Below are 16,357 nucleotides of genomic sequence, written 5' to 3'. Positions count from 1 at the left end.
TCTGGCGCTATACATCGACCTGAGCGATCGAGTCGATTATGGATTCGACGAAAATCTTGCACGTCGGCGTAACTCTCCAATATCCCCCAATCAGTCCCCTCTCCCTCTGGGAGAGGGCTAGGGTGAGGGGCTTCTCATGGCCAACACGGAGGATGCGAGCCCAACTCCGTCGCCGGCCAATTCCACCGCATCGCCGTCCCGCTGATCTGCAGCGGCACGCGCAACCTCCGCGCCGGCCCCCACGCGGTGTGTTCAATCGCCGAATCCTGATCCAGTGCGTCTTCAGCCCGCAGCGGGTCAAGCATCCCCGGCCCATGCTCAAGCAACAGCTTCGCCGTACGCGCCAGCGACAACCGCGCCGAGCCCCCGCGACCGTTGGCCAGTCGTTCAGTCAGCAATCTGATCGCACTCGCCGCCAGCAGATACCCGGTCGCATGATCCAGCGCCTGCACCGGCAGCGGCGTCGGTTTATCACTGTGCTTCCAATGCTGTCCGGCCTCGGCGATGCCGCTGCTCATCTGCACCAGGCTGTCGAAGCCCCGGCGGTTCTGCCAGGGGCCGCTCCAGCCGTAGGCATTGAGGCAGACGTCGATCAGCCCCGGTGCCAGTTGCCTTCGGCGTTCAATACCAAACCCCAGATGTTTCAGCGCATCGGCGCGATAGCCGTGGAGCAAGATGTCGGCGTCTTGCAATAAACCTTCGAACACTGCGCGATCCGCTGGCACTTGCAGATCCAGCCGCGCACAGCGCTTGCCGACAGTCATTTCCGGAACGACGCCGGGTTCGTTCCAGCTCGGTGGATCGATGCGCAGCACGTTTGCGCCGAGCCCGGCGAGAAAGCGGCTGGCGCTGGGACCGGCGAGCACGCGGGTCAGGTCGAGCACCTTGATCCCGGCCAGCGGTCGTGCGATCGAGCCTTGCCAGGCGGTGCGTTTCTCGTCCGTCTGCTCGATGAATTGCACCAGCGCTTCAGCATTCACCGCCAGCCCCTGCGGATGCTGCTGCCACTGCGCCCAACTGCGCATCTCGGCGGCGCAGCCCTTGGCGTCGACCACCGCCTGCTCAAGATCCGCGCTCGCCCACTGTGCGACTTTCGCCGCCATTGCGGCGTGGTCGGCGCAGGCACCGAGCACGCGTTCAGCGGCGGCGCGGTGATGCGGAGCGTTGGTGTGCAGACGGATCCAGCCGTCCCGGGTCGCATAGTCGCCGGCGATCGCGTCCCATAACGGCGGCACCTGCCAGCCGATCGGGCGAAGCGAGGTGGAGAACCAGAACGAGGCCAGGCGCCGGTCGACTGCAACCGCAGGCAAGTGCCCGGTTTGCTGGTGAAGCAATTCGCTGAGCGCTTGGCCGGCAGCGGCGATGCTGGCGCAGGCCAGTTCAGTGACTGCGAACGCCGAGGGCAACGCGCCGTCACCGTTGAAGGGGATCGGCGTGTGGGGCAGGCCGAGTGCGGTTTGGATGGACGTGAGCAGATCAGTCATCGAAGGCCCTCCGGAACGAGAGGGCGATGATAGTGCAAAAGAATCGCGGTTTAGATGAAACCAGGATGTGAACCCGTTTCCCCAGTGGGAGCGAGCCTGCTCGCGAAGGCGTCGTGTCAGTCAACACGGATGTTGGATATGACGACCGCTTCGCGAGCAGGCTCGCTCCCACAGGGATTTATGCTGGATTGTTACACGCGGAACTGATCCATCAATTTCATCTGCTGGCTAGCCAGGCTGTTGAGCTGGCTGCTGATCGCTGCCGACTCGGTGGCCTGTTCGGTCAGGGTTTCGGTCACGGTGCGAATCGCCGAGACGTTGCGGTTGACCTCTTCGGCCACGGCGCTTTGCTCTTCGGCGGCACTGGCGATCTGCAGGTTCATGTCGCTGATCACCGTCACCGCGTCGCTGATCTTGCCCAGCGCATCAACGGCCTGACGAATCTGCCCGGCGTTGTTGTGCGCCTGGGTCTGGCTCGAATGCATGGTCGCGACCACGCCACGGGTGCCGGTCTGGATGCGCTCGATGACGATGCGGATTTCTTCCACCGAATCCTGCGTGCGTTTGGCGAGGTTGCGCACCTCGTCGGCGACCACGGCAAAACCGCGACCGCTTTCGCCGGCGCGGGCGGCTTCGATGGCGGCGTTGAGGGCCAGCAGGTTGGTCTGTTCGGCGATGCTGCGGATTACTTCCAGCACCGAACCGATCTGCTCGCTGTTGACCGCCAGCGCTTCGACCTCGGTAACTGCTTTGCTGACCTCATCGGCCAGTTGATTGATGTCGCGGGTGCTGCGCTCGATGATCGCCATACCGTCCTTCGCCGACTGATCGGCACCCTTGGCGGCGTTTGCCGCGTTCGAGGCACTGTTGGCGACGTCGTGGGCAGTGGCGCTCATTTCGTTGGAGGCGGTGGCGACCTGATCGATTTCGCGGAACTGCACCTGCATGCCTTCGCTGGTCTGGCGGGCAATTTCCGACGACTGATCGGCCGTGCCACGTGCTTCGGTGATGCTCTGTTTGATCTGCGCGATGGTCGGCTGAAGCTTGTCGAGGAAGCGGTTGAACCAGTTCACCAGTTCGCCCAGTTCATCTTTCTTGCTGTAGTTCAGGCGCTGGGTCAGATCGCCTTCGCCGCTGGCGATGTTCTTCAGCATCTCAGCAACGCTGTTGATCGGACGGGTGACGCCGGAGGCGGTGAGCCAGATCAGCAGGAGGCCGACCAGACCGGCCACGCCCGCCACCAGCAGGGCAGTGATGACGCCGGTTTGTTGCGCGTCATCCAGCACCGCTTGCAGTTTCACCGAGTCGGCCAGCAGCACGTGCTCGGGCAGGTCGATGACCACGCCCCAGGCCCGCGAATTGCCGATCGGGTCGACCGGGTAAACCGCGCGAATCAGGTCGCCCTGTTCGAGGATTTTCGCCGTACCGCTGCCGACCAGTTGCAATACATCCTTGCCATCGGCGCCGAGGGTGTCGCCGATTTTTTTGCCGACCCGCGTCGCGTCAGCACTGTCGGCCGCCAGCACACCGCTGCCGGAGACGATCAGCATATGCCCGGCGTTGTTGAACAGGCTGCGCTGCGAGTCGACGGCGGCGGCTTGCAGGGCGTCGAGCGCGATGTCGACACCGACCACACCGATCGCTTTGCCATCCACCAGCAGCGGTACGGAAATGGTCGTCATGAGCATTTCCTTGCCACCGACCGTGTCGGCATACGGGTCGAGCAGGCAGGTGCGTTTGTTATCGCGAGGGCAGGTGTACCAACTGTTGTACGGCGTGCCGCTGACGCTGAGGGTGGTCTTGGTCAGGTCGTCCTCGACCATGATCGTATTCAGCGCGGCGCCGGCGGCACGGCTCCAGTACGAGGCGAAGCGCCCGGCTTCGTTGGACTGCCGCGCGGCATCGTTGGCGAATTCGCTGTCCTTGCCGTCGAGGCCGTTGGGTTCGAAGGCCAGCCAGATGCCGAGGACTTTATCGTTGCGCTCGAAAGCGGTTTTCAGGCTCTGGTTCAACTCTTCACGAACAGCGCCGGCTTCGAGCGAACGCTTGGCCGCCATCGTCCGCAGATCCTTGATCTGGTCGGCGAGGGCGGTGACCACGAGCAGGCTTTCACCAAATGTTTTCTGCACCCGCACCGCTTGCTCGGCGGCCTTGGCCTGCAGCAGGTTCTGCACGCTGGCGGTCAGTAACTGGTTGCTGGATTGACTGACCAGCGCGTCGTTCTGGTTGGTCTGGTAGATGTTCATGCTGACAATCAGCACCACCACTCCGAGCAGGCAAAGGCCGGAGAGCAGGACGATTTTCAGGCGAATGGACAGAGAGTCGAACATGGGGCGATCTCGCGAATGGAATAAACAGGTGGCTGGGCCTGAAGCCCGGTTTGCCAAATCCATTCAGCGCCATTCAATCCTCATCGGCGTTAAGCGAAACGGCATGAGGCGCTTGCCGACGGACGGTCGCTGCTAAACGTTTGCGCAGGGGAAAGTGCTGAAAAGGCTTTAATTGCAGGGATGTTTCACTACCGCGACGGGCGTCTCCGGGCGCGACCAGATCCACAGGTTGCCCAGGCCCATGCCGGCAATCGCCAGATAGATCGGCCAGCCGTGATCGAGCATCACCAGCATCAACGTCGCACACAGCAGCATGCTGACGGTGGCACTGACTTTGGCCTTGCGCGCGATGATCCTGCCGTTGCGCCAGTTACTGAGGATCGGCCCGAACAGGCGGTGATTTTCCAGCCAGGCACTCAGGCGCGGCGAACTGCGGGTCGCGGCCCACGCGGCAAGGAGGATGAACTCGGTGGTCGGCAGACCGGGCACGACGATGGCGACAAGGCCAATGCCGAGGCTGACATAGGCCAGCAGGCCGAACAGCAGACGGGCGAGTTTTGATGGGGCGGGTGCGGGCATGGGCTCAGCGGCGGCTTCTGAAGCGGAACGGGGATCTTACAGATTTGTGGTGAGCTCTGTGGGAGCGAGCCTGCTCGCGAAAGCGGTTGATCAGGCACATTGATGTTGAATGTGCTGCCGTCTTCGCGAGCAGGCTCGCTCCCACAAGTGATAAGAGTTGCTTCAGGCCACTTCGGCTTCTATGGCATAAGCCCGTTCCAGCAGCACGGTGAAGCGGTTGAATGCATCCAGCGCACCTTGCTCAACTTCCGCCTCTTCCTCTGCCGTGAACGGCAACGCATCGAGGGTGCGCACAAAGCTTTTCCAGCCCTCGGCGCGGCCACCTTGCGGTTCAGCCAAATGCCGGGCGCCAAAGGTTTCGCTCAGTTCCAGTGCCACCGCACGCTTGATCAAAAACGCCGCGCCGAGCTTGGAACCCTCGGAAACAAAGATCCAGCCCAGCGCCCGCGCCTTGCTCGGGTTTTTCAGCGCGCCGGCCACCGGCACCGGGACTTCGGTGTCGAGGTCGGCAAGATCAGCCTTGGCCGCTTCGGCACGGCAACGGGCCGGCAGATCGGGGACGATACCAGTCAGTTCGGCATCGTTGTACAGCTCCACCAGTTCCGCCTGGAACAGGTATTGCGCGACGACGAAACGGGCGAAGCTGGCGCGGGTTTCGAATGGTGCGTGGGCTTTGACCAGCGCATCGAGTTTGCTGTGCGGCTCATGGGTGATCTGGTTCAGGCGTTGCGAACGCAGGGCTTTTTCCGGGGTAGTCATGGGGTGTCCTTGATAGATGAGGCGCTTGATAACAAGACGTACGGGCGGGCGCCGGACAGTAAAAAAACCTCACTGCGCGGCGAGAACACGCGCAGTGAGGGCCGGCGGAATCAGATGTCCCAGATCAGGTTGATCGCGAAGTTGCGTCCCGGTTGGGTCAGCCGATCGAGGTTGGCCGGTTGCGTCACCGAGGCTTCGCCGACGCTGTCGTAACCGCGCACGTCATCCCATAGCCAGTATTTCTTGTCGGTCAGGTTGTAGACGCCGCCGCTGACGGTGACGTCGTCGGTCACCTTGTAATAGCCGGCCAGATCGAGAATGCCGAAGCCCGGGGTCTTGAACTGACTGCTGACGCCGTCCGGCGACTTGAAATTGTTGTCGTCGACGCGGTCCTTTTTCTTCACCACGGTCCAGCTCAGCAAACCGCCATAGGTGTCCTGGTCGTAACCGAGGCCGAACACGCCGGTGAGCGGATTGACGCTGTTGATCGGCTCGCCGCTGTCGTTGTTGCGACCGTAGGCGTAGGCGATCGAGCCTTGGGTATACAGGCCTTGCGGCGCGCCCAGCGCATCCAGGTTCAAGCGACCTTTGACTTCCGCGCCCTTGATGGTGGCGCGCTTGATGTTGTTGCTCTGGAAGGTCAACTGATCGTCGCCCGGCTTGACCGCGTCCTCGTTGATGAAGTCGCGGTACTTGTTATAGAACACTGCGACGTCGAACGAACCCTGCTCGAAATTCCCGCGCAGGCCGGTTTCGAAGCCTTTGCTCTTTTCCGGCTCGAGGTCGGAGTTGGGCGCTACGGTGTAGCCGGTCGTGTTGTTCTCGAAACGCCCGTACAGCGATTTTGCCGTGGGCGTGCGGAAGCCTTCGGCGTACTGGCCGTACCAGGTGTAGTTTTCCGTCAACGCGTAGGTCAGGCCGAATTTCGGCGAGACTTTGTGCCAGGTCTTGTTCTTGTCGCTGACCGTGCCCTGGCCGTCGGCATTCACGGTGTTGAGGAATTCCTCGGTGATGTGCGGCTTGAGCTGGGTGTAGTCGTAGCGCAGGCCCGGCAGGAAGGTCCAGTCGTTCCAGCTGATCTGATCCTGAGCAAACAGGCTGTAGGTGTTGATGGTCGGATCGGGGAAATCAGAGGCCTTGGCCAGTACGTCCGCCGGACTCGTCGCGCCAATCGCCGTGCAGCCGCGACCGACGGCTACACAGGTGCCGTCGCCGCTGCGTGAGCCGGTGACTTTCTGCTGTTTGATCGTGGTGCCGTAAGTCAGCAGGTGATCGGTGTCACCGATGGCGAAAGCCTTGTCCAGTTGCGCGTCGAACACCCACTGTTTTTCTTCGTAGATCGTGTCGCGGGTACGCTGCACTTTACGGGTGATCGGGTAGTACAACTCTTCGGTGCTCTGGTCGGTCTTGGCGATCTGGTGATTGAGGCTCCACTTGGCGTTATCGGCCAGCAGGCTGTCGAGGGCGAACGCGTGTTCGATGCCGAAACGCTCGCGGGTGATGGTGTCGTTGCCGGTGCGCCACTGGTACATGCCGCCGGGCAGGATGCTGCTCGGGATGGTCGGCGCACCATTGGCATACGGGCCGCCGTAGGCGCTTTTCTGATCGGTGTCGCGATCATCCTTGTACTTTTCGTAGGTCAGGCCCAGGCGCGAATCGTCGTTGTAGTTCCAGCCGAGCTTGGCCAGAACGTTGGTTGCGCGCACGTCTTCCGGGTTGGCGGCGGTGCGTTCCAGACCGGTGCCGTTGTGGCTGCCAAAGGATTCGGTTTCATGACCGTCGCGTTGGCTGTAATGCAGCAGACCGTCGAACTCACCACTGCGGCCAGCGACGGTGGCGGATTTCAGCCAGCTGTCATCAGCGGAGCTGTAACCGCTTTTCAGGCGCGCGCCGACGTCCTTGCCCGGTTTGATGATGTCGTCGGCGTCCAGCGTGTAGTAACTGACCGCGCCGCCGATGGCGTTGCTGCCGTACAGCACCGAGGCCGGGCCGCGCAGAATTTCCACACGCTTGACGATTTCCGGGGCGACGTAGTTGCGCTGGCTCTTGGCGTAGGGGCCGTTGAAGAAGCCGTTGGGGATTTCCACGCCATCGACTTGAGTCAGGATGCGGTCGCCGTCGATACCGCGAATGTTGTAGCCGCTGATGCCGCCACGCTGGCCGGCACCGCCAACGGAAACGCCCGGCTCGTAGCGCACCAGATCCTTGATGGTGTTGACGTTGTTGCGGTCAAGCGCTTGGCGATCATGCACGCTGACCGTCGAAGGCACGCTGTTGACCGACTGTTCCTGGCGAGTGGCGCTGATGGTCACCTGATCGAGATTGAGCGTGCCGCTGCCGCTGCGTTTTTCCAGCACGACATTGTTGTTGCTCAGTTTGCGAAAGATCAGGTTGGTCCCCACCAACAAGCGCTCGAGGGCTTTCTCCGGCGGCAGCGAACCGCGCACGCCCGGCGACGAGACGTTCTGCCCCAACTCGGCCGGCAAGCCGACCTGCCAACCGGTCACGGCGGTAAAGGCATTCAGTGCCGAAACCAGCGGTTGCTGGCCGATGGCGAAGGCGTAATCGCCCATGTTGCGTGTCGGTTGCTCGGCGGCGGCGGCGAGCAGCGGTGCGGTGCCAGCCATGAGGATGGCCGCAGTCAGCAGCGACAGCACGCGGGAAGGGGAGGAAGTCTGGCGGGTAAGGCGTGAGGACATCGATAGCGCTCCGTGTCGCACGAATCTTTATAGGTGCTGATCGGCATGGTTAGATGCGAATCAATTGCATTGGCTATAACGAGACGTACTGCCGTTGGCTATCGAGTAAAAATAATTCTCATTCAGTTCAGGATCACCAGTGCAGGGAATTCCTGCAGGCGTGCCGAGGTGATGTGAGCGAGGGAGCGGACCACGTCGAGCGGCTGGTCGAGACGGTAATTGCCGGTGACGGCGACGTCGGCCAGTTGCTCGTTGTTGTTGATGATCCAGCCCGGGTAGTAGCGGCGCAGCTCGGCCAGCACTTGATTCAGCGGGCAGTTCTCGAACACCAGGCGGCCTTCAACCCAGGCCAGATCGGCATTGGCGTCGAGCTTGGCCGGACGATCAAAACCGTTGGGGCCGATGCGAATGCTTTCCCCGGCACGCAGGCGCACCCGGGCATCGTTGTGGGTGGCGCGCAGATCGACATCGCCACGTTGCACATTCACTTGCGCGACCCCGTCGAGGTAGCGCACGGCGAATGCGGTGTCGTGGACGCTGGCCGTTACCGGACCTGCGTCGATCTCCAGCGGCTGATTGCGCCCGCTGGCGATCTCGAAAAACGCCTCGCCCTGAAACAGTCGGGCCACGCGCTGTTGATCGTTGATGGTGCTGGAAAACGCCGAATTGGTATTGAGCAGAACCTTCGAGCCGTCCTCCAGTTGCAGACGCTGACGCTCGCCGACCACGGTCAGGTGATCCGCTTGAATGCGCATCGGCAAGTTACTGAAACTGAACAGCCCAAGGATCAGCACCGCAGCGGTGGCCAGCGGTTTCCAGTGCGGGCGCAAGCGTTTGAGAAATGTGATTTTTACCGGTTTTGTCGCCAGAGCCTCGGCGCACAATGCGACTTGCGGGCCGTCCCAGATGGCCTGGGCCTTGGCGAACGCCTCGGCATTCAACGGATCAGCCGCCAGCCAGGCATGAAATTGCCGGGTCTGTTCCTCATCCGGGCTGCCGAGCACGATGAGCCAGTCCAGCGCCTGGTCCATTGCAGCTGCAGCGTCCCGCGCCGAATCGGGCGAAGGCGAGCGGTGGGTGTCCGTCACGGTGGTTCCTCAGGGCTTCTGGCGAAGCAGTTTCCAGCTTCAAGCTGCAAGCTGCAAGCCGGATGCGTTACCGCTTTTTGTTTTTACTTGTAGCTTGCAGCTCAAAGCTTGCCGCTGCCGTTATGTCGTTCGGCGACGCCAATGCAGATCGACATGATCAGTTTCAGTTCTTTCTGCACGGTGCTCAGCGAAACATTAAGTTCATCAGCGATTTCCTGATAGCTGTGCCCGTGCAGGCGGCTGAGGATGAAGATCTGTTGCTGGCGCGGGCTGAGTTGGCTGAGGCTCACGTTCAAACGCTCCAGCAGTTGTTCGGCATGGGCGGCGTCTTCGGCGCTGCTGGCGGGCGCGGCGATGCTCTGCACCACGTCCTGAGGTACGTCATCGACCATGGTTCGCGCATGGATCTTGCGCGCACGCAAATGGTCCAGCGCCAGATTACGCGCTGTCTGGAAGACAAAGGGTTCAAGGTGGTCGATGGCCCGTTCGCTCAACGCTCGGGTGACGCGCAGGTAGGTCTCCTGCAACAGGTCTTCAGCGGTGCTGTGATTGTTGACCATTCGTTCCAGCGTGCGCAGCAGGGAAGTGCGCTGGGCGAGGAAGACGTGGTTGAAGCGCGATTGACTCACGGGAGGACCTGATCCATTTCGAGCGAATGATAATGCTTATCATCTAGCTAGGTGGTCAAGTGCTGATTTCGAATTGAAATCGGATCTCCTGTGGGAGCGAGCCTGCTCGCGAAGGCGTCGTGTCAGTCAATTCCATATCGACTGACAGACAGCTTTCGCGAGCAGGCTCGCTCCCACAGGGATTGGGGACCGGCCGGGATTATTCGGCGTTACACAACGCCAGGCAGTTATCCAGCATGCGGTTGGAGAAGCCCCATTCGTTGTCGTACCAGGCCAGCACTTTCAGCAACTTGCCGCTGACCTTGGTGTGGTTGGCGTCGAAGATCGACGACAGCGGGTTGTGGTTGAAGTCGCTGGAAACCAGCGGCAAGGTGTTGTAACCGAGAATCTTCGAATGCTGGCTCGCCGCTTTCAGCAGGGCGTTGACTTCGTCGGCACTGGCTTCTTTCTTCAGTTGCACGGTGAGGTCGACCAGCGACACGTTGATCACCGGTACGCGCACAGCCATGCCGGTCAGTTTGCCCGCCAGTTCCGGCAGCACCAGGCCTACCGCTTCGGCTGCGCCGGTCTTGCTCGGGATCATGTTCTGTGTGGCCGAGCGGGCGCGGTACGGGTCGCTGTGATAGACGTCGGTGAGGTTCTGGTCGTTGGTGTAGGCGTGGATGGTGGTCATCAGGCCGCTTTCGATCCCCAGCTCGCGATGCAGCACCTGCGCCACTGGCGCGAGGCAGTTGGTGGTGCACGAAGCGTTGGAAATGATCTGGTGCGACTGACGCAGAATGTCGTGGTTGACGCCATAAACGACGGTGGCGTCGGCGCCTTTGGCCGGGGCAGAAATGATCACCTTGCGGGCGCCGGCGCTGATATGCGCGGCGGCTTTGGCACGGTCGGTGAACAGACCGGTGCATTCGAACACTACGTCGATTTTTTCTGCGGCCCACGGCAGGTCGGCCGGGTTGCGAATGGCGCTGACCGCGATGCGGTCGCCATTGACCGTCAGGCTTTCGTTATCGTGCGCCACTTCGGCGTCGAAAGTGCCGTGGACGGTGTCGTATTTGAGCAGATGGGCATTGATCGAACTGTCACCCAGATCGTTGATCGCGACGATCTGCAGGTCTTGACGATAGCCTTGGGTATACAGTGCGCGCAGGACATTACGGCCGATGCGGCCAAAACCATTGATTGCGATTCGAAGAGTCATGGAACAGCGCCGCCGTCGTTTTGTTGTTGGAATTACAAGATTATTCGCATAAAAATAGAAAACAAGCCTTTTTAGTGGCAATATTTTGTTTTATCTACAACGAGTGACCTGAATCAACTGGTCCGAATGGTCAAAAAAGCCGTCTGTCATTCCAACAACAACGGCGTTTGATCAGCATAGACAATCAGGTCGCCACATCCGTTAGCCTGGAGTTCTACACATGCATCCCCGCGTTCTTGAGGTCACCGAACGGCTTATCGCCCGCAGCCGCGCCACGCGTCAGGCTTACCTTGCATTGATTCGCGGCGCCGCCACCGACGGCCCGATGCGCGGCAAGCTGCAATGCGCCAACTTCGCCCACGGCGTGGCCGGTTGCGGCACTGAAGACAAGCACAGCCTGCGGATGATGAACTCGGCGAACATCGCCATTGTGTCTTCGTATAACGACATGCTCTCGGCGCACCAGCCGTACGAAGTTTTCCCGCAACAGATCAAGAACGCCCTGCGCGAAATCGGCTCGGTCGGTCAGTTCGCCGGCGGCACTCCGGCAATGTGCGACGGTGTGACCCAAGGCGAGCCGGGCATGGAACTGAGCCTGCCGAGCCGCGAAGTGATCGCGATGTCCACCGCCGTGGCGCTGTCGCACAACATGTTTGACGGCGCGCTGATGCTCGGCATCTGCGACAAGATCGTTCCGGGCCTGATGATGGGTTCGCTGCGTTTCGGTCATCTGCCGACCATTTTCGTACCGGGCGGGCCGATGGTGTCGGGGATTTCCAACAAGGAAAAAGCCGACGTCCGCCAGAAGTACGCCGAAGGCAAGGCGACCCGCGAAGAGCTGCTGGAATCGGAGATGAAGTCCTACCACAGCCCGGGCACCTGCACCTTCTACGGCACCGCCAACACCAACCAGTTGCTGATGGAAGTCATGGGCCTGCACTTGCCGGGCGCCTCTTTCGTCAACCCGAACACGCCGCTGCGCGACGCGCTCACCCGCGAAGCCGCGCATCAGGTCACGCGCCTGACCAAGCAGAACGGCAACTTCATGCCGATCGGCGAAATCGTCGACGAAAAGGCGCTGGTCAACTCCATCGTTGCCCTGCACGCCACCGGCGGCTCGACCAACCACACTCTGCACATGCCGGCCATCGCCATGGCCGCTGGCATTCAACTGACCTGGCAGGACATGGCCGACCTTTCCGAAGTCGTCCCGACCCTGAGCCACGTCTACCCGAACGGCAAAGCCGACATCAACCACTTCCAGGCAGCGGGCGGCATGTCGTTCCTGATCCGCGAACTGCTCGGCGCAGGCCTGCTGCATGAAGACGTCAACACCGTGCTCGGCCATGGCCTGAGCCAGTACACCAAAGAGCCGTTCCTCGATAACGGTGAGCTGGTCTGGCGTGAAGGCCCGACCGACAGCCTCGACGAAAACATTCTGCGTCCGGTATCCCGTGCGTTCTCGCAAGAGGGCGGCTTGCGGGTGATGGAAGGCAATCTCGGTCGCGGCGTGATGAAGGTTTCCGCCGTTGCGCTGGAGAACCAGATCGTCGAAGCACCGGCGATGGTCTTCCAGGATCAACAGGATCTGGCGGACGCATTCAAGGCCGGTCTGCTGGAGAAGGATTTTGTCGCCGTGATGCGCTTCCAAGGGCCGCGCTCCAACGGCATGCCGGAGCTGCACAAGATGACGCCGTTCCTCGGCGTACTGCAGGATCGCGGCTTCAAAGTCGCGCTGGTGACTGACGGGCGCATGTCCGGCGCGTCGGGGAAAATCCCCGCAGCGATTCACGTCAGCCCGGAAGCTTATGTCGGTGGCGCTTTGGCGCGCGTGCAAGAGGGCGATATCATCCGCGTCGATGGCGTCAAAGGCACCTTGGAACTGAAGGTCGACGCCGCCGAATTTGCAGCGCGCGAACCTGCCAAGGGCCTGTTGGGCAACAACATTGGCAGCGGCCGCGAGCTGTTTGGCTTCATGCGCATGGCCTTCAGCTCGGCGGAGCAGGGCGCCAGCGCCTTCACTTCTGCCCTGGAGACGCTTAATTGAAACTGGCTTTGGTCGGTGACATCGGAGGCACCAACGCGCGGTTCGCGTTGTGGCAAAACCAGCAACTGCAATCGGTTCAGGTGCTGGCCACGGCCGACTTTGCCAGCCCGGAAGAGGCAATCGCTCTGTACCTGAGCGGGCTCGGCCTGGCGCCGGGTTCGATCGGCTCAGTGTGCCTGTCGGTGGCAGGTCCGGTGAGCGGCGATGAATTCAAATTCACCAACAATCACTGGCGGCTCAGTCGCAGCGCGTTCTGCAAGACCTTGCAGGTCGAGCAGTTGTTGCTGACCAACGACTTCTCGGCGATGGCGCTGGGCATGACCCGCTTGCAGCCGGGCGAATTCCGCGTGGTTTGCGAAGGCACGCCGGAGCCTTTGCGCCCGGCAGTCGTGATCGGCCCGGGCACTGGCCTGGGTGTCGGCACCTTGCTCGATCTCGGCGAAGGGCGTTTTGCCGCGTTGCCGGGCGAGGGCGGCCACGTCGACCTGCCGCTGAGCAGCCCGCGCGAAACGCAACTGTGGCAACACATCTACAACGAGATCGGCCATGTCAGCGCGGAAACCGCGTTGAGCGGCGGCGGCCTGCCTCGACTGTACCGGGCGATCTGCGCGGTGGATGGTCATGAGCCTACGCTTGAAACGCCGGAAGCGATCACCGCCGCTGGCCTTGCCGGTGACCCGATCGCTTTGGAAGTGCTCGAGCAGTTCTGCTGCTGGCTCGGCCGCGTCGCCGGCAACAACGTGCTTACCACTGGCGCGCGCGGCGGGGTGTTTATCGTTGGCGGGGTGATTCCCCGCTTCGCCGATTTCTTCCTCGCCAGCGGCTTCGCCCGCTGCTTCGCCGACAAAGGCTGCATGAGCGACTACTTCAAAGGCATCCCGGTGTGGCTGGTGACGGCGCCGTACTCCGGCCTGGTCGGCGCCGGCGTGGCCCTGGACCAATCAATCCCGACCTGAAATGCAATCCAATTGTGGGAGCGAGCCTGCTCGCGAAAGCGGTGTGTCAGTCAACAGATCTGTTGAATGTTAAAACCGATTCGCGAGCAGGCTCGCTCCCACAAGGGTTTCTGTAGTGTTTGTTAGTTTGATGCTTAAGGCATAATCCGCCCCAACTCCAACAACAAGGATGCCTTCGAAGTGAGCTCAGTCAACAAGTCGATATTGTTGGTCGATGACGACCAGGAAATACGCGAGTTGCTGGAAACCTACCTGACCCGCGCCGGGTTCCAGGTGCGGGCCACCGCCGATGGTGCCGGTTTTCGTCAGGCGCTCAACGAGGCGCCGAGCGATCTGGTGATCCTCGATGTCATGCTGCCCGACGAAGACGGCTTCAGCCTGTGCCGTTGGGTACGCCAGCACCCGCGTCAGGCACAGGTGCCAATCATCATGCTGACTGCCAGTTCCGACGAAGCCGACCGGGTGATCGGTCTGGAACTCGGCGCCGACGACTACCTTGGCAAACCGTTCAGCCCGCGCGAACTGCAAGCGCGGATCAAGGCCCTGCTGCGCCGCGCACAGTTCGCCCACGAACGTAGCGGCAGCGAAGTGCTGGTCTTCGACGAATGGCGCCTGGACACGGTCAGCCATCGGCTGTTCCACACTGACGGCGAGGAAGTGATCCTTTCCGGCGCCGATTTCGCTCTGCTGAAACTGTTCCTCGATCATCCGCAGCAAATCCTCGACCGCGACACCATCGGCAACGCCACCCGTGGCCGCGATCTGATGCCGCTCGATCGCATTGTCGACATGGCCGTCAGCCGTTTGCGCCAACGCTTGCGCGACACCGAAAAACCGCCACGGTTGATCCGCACCGTGCGCGGCAGCGGCTATCAGTTGGCAGCCAATGTGGTTGCCGGCAATGCTCACTGAGTCGCTGCGCAAATTCGCCAGTCGCATACCGGTGCCGCGCTCGCTGCTCGGGCGGATGCTGCTGCTGACTCTGCTGGCGGTGCTGTTCGCGCAGACGCTGTCGAGCGTGATCTGGGTGTCGCAACTGCGCGCCACCCAGCTCGAAGGCCTGGTCACCAGTGCCCGCAGCCTGGCGCATTCGATGACCGCCAGCGTCAGCTATTTCCGTTCCCTGCCAGTGGCCTATCGACCGCTGGTGCTCGATCAATTGCGCAGCATGGGCGGCACCCGGTTTGTCGTGACGCTGAACGATAAGCCGCTGGGCATGGACGTGCTGCCGGTGACGCCGCGCAAGGCTGCGGTGATGCAAGCGGTGGACGAAGTGCTGCGCCAGTCTCTGGGCCATGACACGGATATTTCGGTGACCTTCGTCAGCCCCGAAGACCTGCGGATTTTCAACGCAGGGCTGAAACTTGATGAATTGCCGCGCTCCTGGGCGCACTACGCGTTGACGCTTGAACCGGTGAATCCGCCGGTGCTGGTCACGCAGATTCAAATGGCCCCGGGCGAATGGCTGTACATCGCCTCGTTGCTGCCCGAGCCGTATACCAGTCTCGAAGAACAAGGCCTGCCGGCGCAGCAGGTGTGGTTTATCGTCCTCACCAGCGGCTTTCTGTTGTTGTTCATCGGCCTGCTGGTGCACTGGCAGAGCCGGCCGCTCAAGCGTCTGGCGCGGGCAGCGCGGGATCTGTCGCTGGGCGCGGACGTCGAGCCAGTGGCGGAGGGCGGTGGCAGTGAAGTGGTCGAAGTTGGCCGCGCGTTCAACACCATGCGCGAACGCATCAGCCGTTACCTGACCGAACGCAGCCAGTTGTTCAGCGCGATTTCCCACGACCTGCGCACGCCGATCACCCGCCTGCGCTTGCGCGTCGAACTGCTCGAGGACGAACAGCTGCAAGCCAAGTTCGGCCGCGATCTGGATGAGCTGGAGTTGCTGGTCAAAGGCGCGCTGCAATGTGTCAAGGACACCGACATCCACGAGAACATCGAGCCGGTGGATCTCAATCATGTCCTCGATTGCCTGGTCGAGCCGTATCTGGCGCCGAACGGCAATGGCCGCGTCACTCAGCACGGCCGCGCGCTGTCGGCATACCCGGGCAAACCGCTGGCGCTCAAGCGCTGCATCGGCAACCTGATCGACAACGCCTTGAAGTACGGGCAGAACGCGCATCTGCACATCGATGACGATGACAGCGCGTTCGTTTTGCACGTCGACGATGAAGGGCCGGGTGTGCCGCAGCAGCGGCTGGAGCAAGTGTTCGAGCCGCACTTTCGCCTGGCGGGGCAGCAGCAGGGCTACGGATTGGGACTGGGCATTGCGCGCAACATCGCCCATAGCCATGGCGGCGAGGTGACGTTGCAGAACCTGCGTGAGGGTGGGTTGCGGGTGACGTTGCAGTTGCCTCGGTCTGTGGATTAGCCCCGAAAAGCCCCTCACCCTAGCCCTCTCCCAGAGGGAGAGGGGACCGATTGGGGGATGCTGCTGAGGTGCGCTGACCTGTAAATGCGGTGGTGAATCCATAATCGCCAATATTTTTCAGGTCGACGGAGGACGCAAGACACCTCGGTCGGCCCCCTCTCCCTCCGGGAGAGGGTTGGGGTGAGGGTGCTTTTGCTCTTCTCTTTTGTCACGA

Annotated in this window: 12 protein-coding genes and 1 pseudogene; 4 read left to right on the top strand and 9 right to left on the bottom strand. The window is 61.7% G+C overall.

Going from position 1 to position 16,357, the window contains the following annotated elements; genetic code table 11:
• Positions 1–134 precede the first annotated feature (134 nt).
• The 9 genes and pseudogenes from AB4N73_RS15195 to gap all read right to left on the bottom strand — a co-directional run bounded on the left by AB4N73_RS15195 (position 135) and on the right by gap (position 10,769).
• A complete protein-coding gene (locus AB4N73_RS15195; RefSeq protein WP_460142259.1) occupies positions 135–1,484 on the bottom strand; it encodes a CoA transferase in 1,350 nt (449 codons plus the stop codon).
• Positions 1,485–1,675: 191 nt separating this feature from the next.
• Positions 1,676–2,431 (bottom strand): methyl-accepting chemotaxis protein, encoded by a 756-nt coding sequence (locus tag AB4N73_RS15190; RefSeq protein WP_371699605.1) that lies wholly within the window; start codon positions 2,429–2,431, stop codon positions 1,676–1,678.
• A gap of 102 nt (positions 2,432–2,533) precedes the next feature.
• Positions 2,534–3,541: pseudogene (locus AB4N73_RS15185) on the bottom strand (methyl-accepting chemotaxis protein); the annotation flags it as partial.
• A 441-nt stretch (positions 3,542–3,982) separates the two neighbouring features.
• Entirely contained in the window at positions 3,983–4,393 is a 411-nt protein-coding gene (locus AB4N73_RS15180; protein WP_110602508.1) for a YbaN family protein, read from the bottom strand.
• Positions 4,394–4,555: 162 nt separating this feature from the next.
• The gene (locus AB4N73_RS15175; protein ID WP_460142258.1) at positions 4,556–5,152 is read right to left on the bottom strand and encodes a biliverdin-producing heme oxygenase; all 597 of its coding nucleotides are present in this window, start codon (positions 5,150–5,152) and stop codon (positions 4,556–4,558) included.
• Between the two features lie 110 nt (positions 5,153–5,262).
• Entirely contained in the window at positions 5,263–7,851 is a 2,589-nt protein-coding gene (locus AB4N73_RS15170) for a TonB-dependent receptor (RefSeq protein WP_460142257.1), read from the bottom strand.
• A gap of 122 nt (positions 7,852–7,973) precedes the next feature.
• Positions 7,974–8,939, bottom strand: coding sequence for a FecR family protein (locus tag AB4N73_RS15165; RefSeq protein WP_150637495.1), 966 nt, complete (start codon positions 8,937–8,939; stop codon positions 7,974–7,976).
• Positions 8,940–9,040: 101 nt separating this feature from the next.
• On the bottom strand, positions 9,041–9,568 hold the full coding sequence (locus AB4N73_RS15160) for an RNA polymerase sigma factor (protein ID WP_095181483.1): 528 nt from the start codon (positions 9,566–9,568) through the stop codon (positions 9,041–9,043).
• Between the two features lie 199 nt (positions 9,569–9,767).
• A complete protein-coding gene (gene gap / locus AB4N73_RS15155; protein WP_016773526.1) occupies positions 9,768–10,769 on the bottom strand; it encodes a type I glyceraldehyde-3-phosphate dehydrogenase in 1,002 nt (333 codons plus the stop codon).
• Between the two features lie 220 nt (positions 10,770–10,989).
• On the opposite strand from gap, the gene edd reads away from it, so the two are divergent.
• The 4 genes from edd (at position 10,990) to AB4N73_RS15135 (ending at position 16,143) form a co-directional block, all read left to right on the top strand.
• Positions 10,990–12,816, top strand: a complete 1,827-nt coding sequence (gene edd / locus AB4N73_RS15150) for a phosphogluconate dehydratase (protein WP_016773527.1) — start codon at positions 10,990–10,992, stop codon at positions 12,814–12,816.
• Complete coding sequence (locus tag AB4N73_RS15145) at positions 12,813–13,772, top strand: glucokinase (RefSeq protein WP_056787957.1); 960 nt, start codon at positions 12,813–12,815, stop codon at positions 13,770–13,772. The genes edd and AB4N73_RS15145 overlap by 4 nt, the downstream gene beginning before the upstream one ends.
• Positions 13,773–13,952: 180 nt before the next feature.
• Complete coding sequence (locus tag AB4N73_RS15140) at positions 13,953–14,684, top strand: response regulator (RefSeq protein WP_236168331.1); 732 nt, start codon at positions 13,953–13,955, stop codon at positions 14,682–14,684.
• On the top strand, positions 14,674–16,143 hold the full coding sequence (locus AB4N73_RS15135; RefSeq protein ID WP_056787959.1) for an ATP-binding protein: 1,470 nt from the start codon (positions 14,674–14,676) through the stop codon (positions 16,141–16,143). Before AB4N73_RS15140 ends, AB4N73_RS15135 begins: the two co-directional genes overlap by 11 nt.
• Positions 16,144–16,357: the final 214 nt, after the last annotated feature.

Source organism: Pseudomonas sp. S3_B08 (assembly GCF_054667725.1).
This window is presented reverse-complemented; position numbering and strand designations above follow the sequence as displayed.

Excerpts from the sequence above, each read along its gene's own strand:
- AB4N73_RS15180 (WP_110602508.1), bottom strand. The coding sequence starts at position 4,393 with ATGCCCGCACCCGCCCCATCAAAACTCGCCCGTCTGCTGTTCGGCCTG.
- AB4N73_RS15170 (WP_460142257.1), bottom strand. The coding sequence starts at position 7,851 with ATGTCCTCACGCCTTACCCGCCAGACTTCCTCCCCTTCCCGCGTGCTG.
- AB4N73_RS15195 (WP_460142259.1), bottom strand. The coding sequence starts at position 1,484 with ATGACTGATCTGCTCACGTCCATCCAAACCGCACTCGGCCTGCCCCAC.
- edd (WP_016773527.1), top strand. The coding sequence starts at position 10,990 with ATGCATCCCCGCGTTCTTGAGGTCACCGAACGGCTTATCGCCCGCAGC.
- AB4N73_RS15190 (WP_371699605.1), bottom strand. The coding sequence starts at position 2,431 with ATGCAGGTGCAGTTCCGCGAAATCGATCAGGTCGCCACCGCCTCCAAC.
- AB4N73_RS15135 (WP_056787959.1), top strand. The coding sequence starts at position 14,674 with ATGCTCACTGAGTCGCTGCGCAAATTCGCCAGTCGCATACCGGTGCCG.
- AB4N73_RS15175 (WP_460142258.1), bottom strand. The coding sequence starts at position 5,152 with ATGACTACCCCGGAAAAAGCCCTGCGTTCGCAACGCCTGAACCAGATC.
- gap (WP_016773526.1), bottom strand. The coding sequence starts at position 10,769 with ATGACTCTTCGAATCGCAATCAATGGTTTTGGCCGCATCGGCCGTAAT.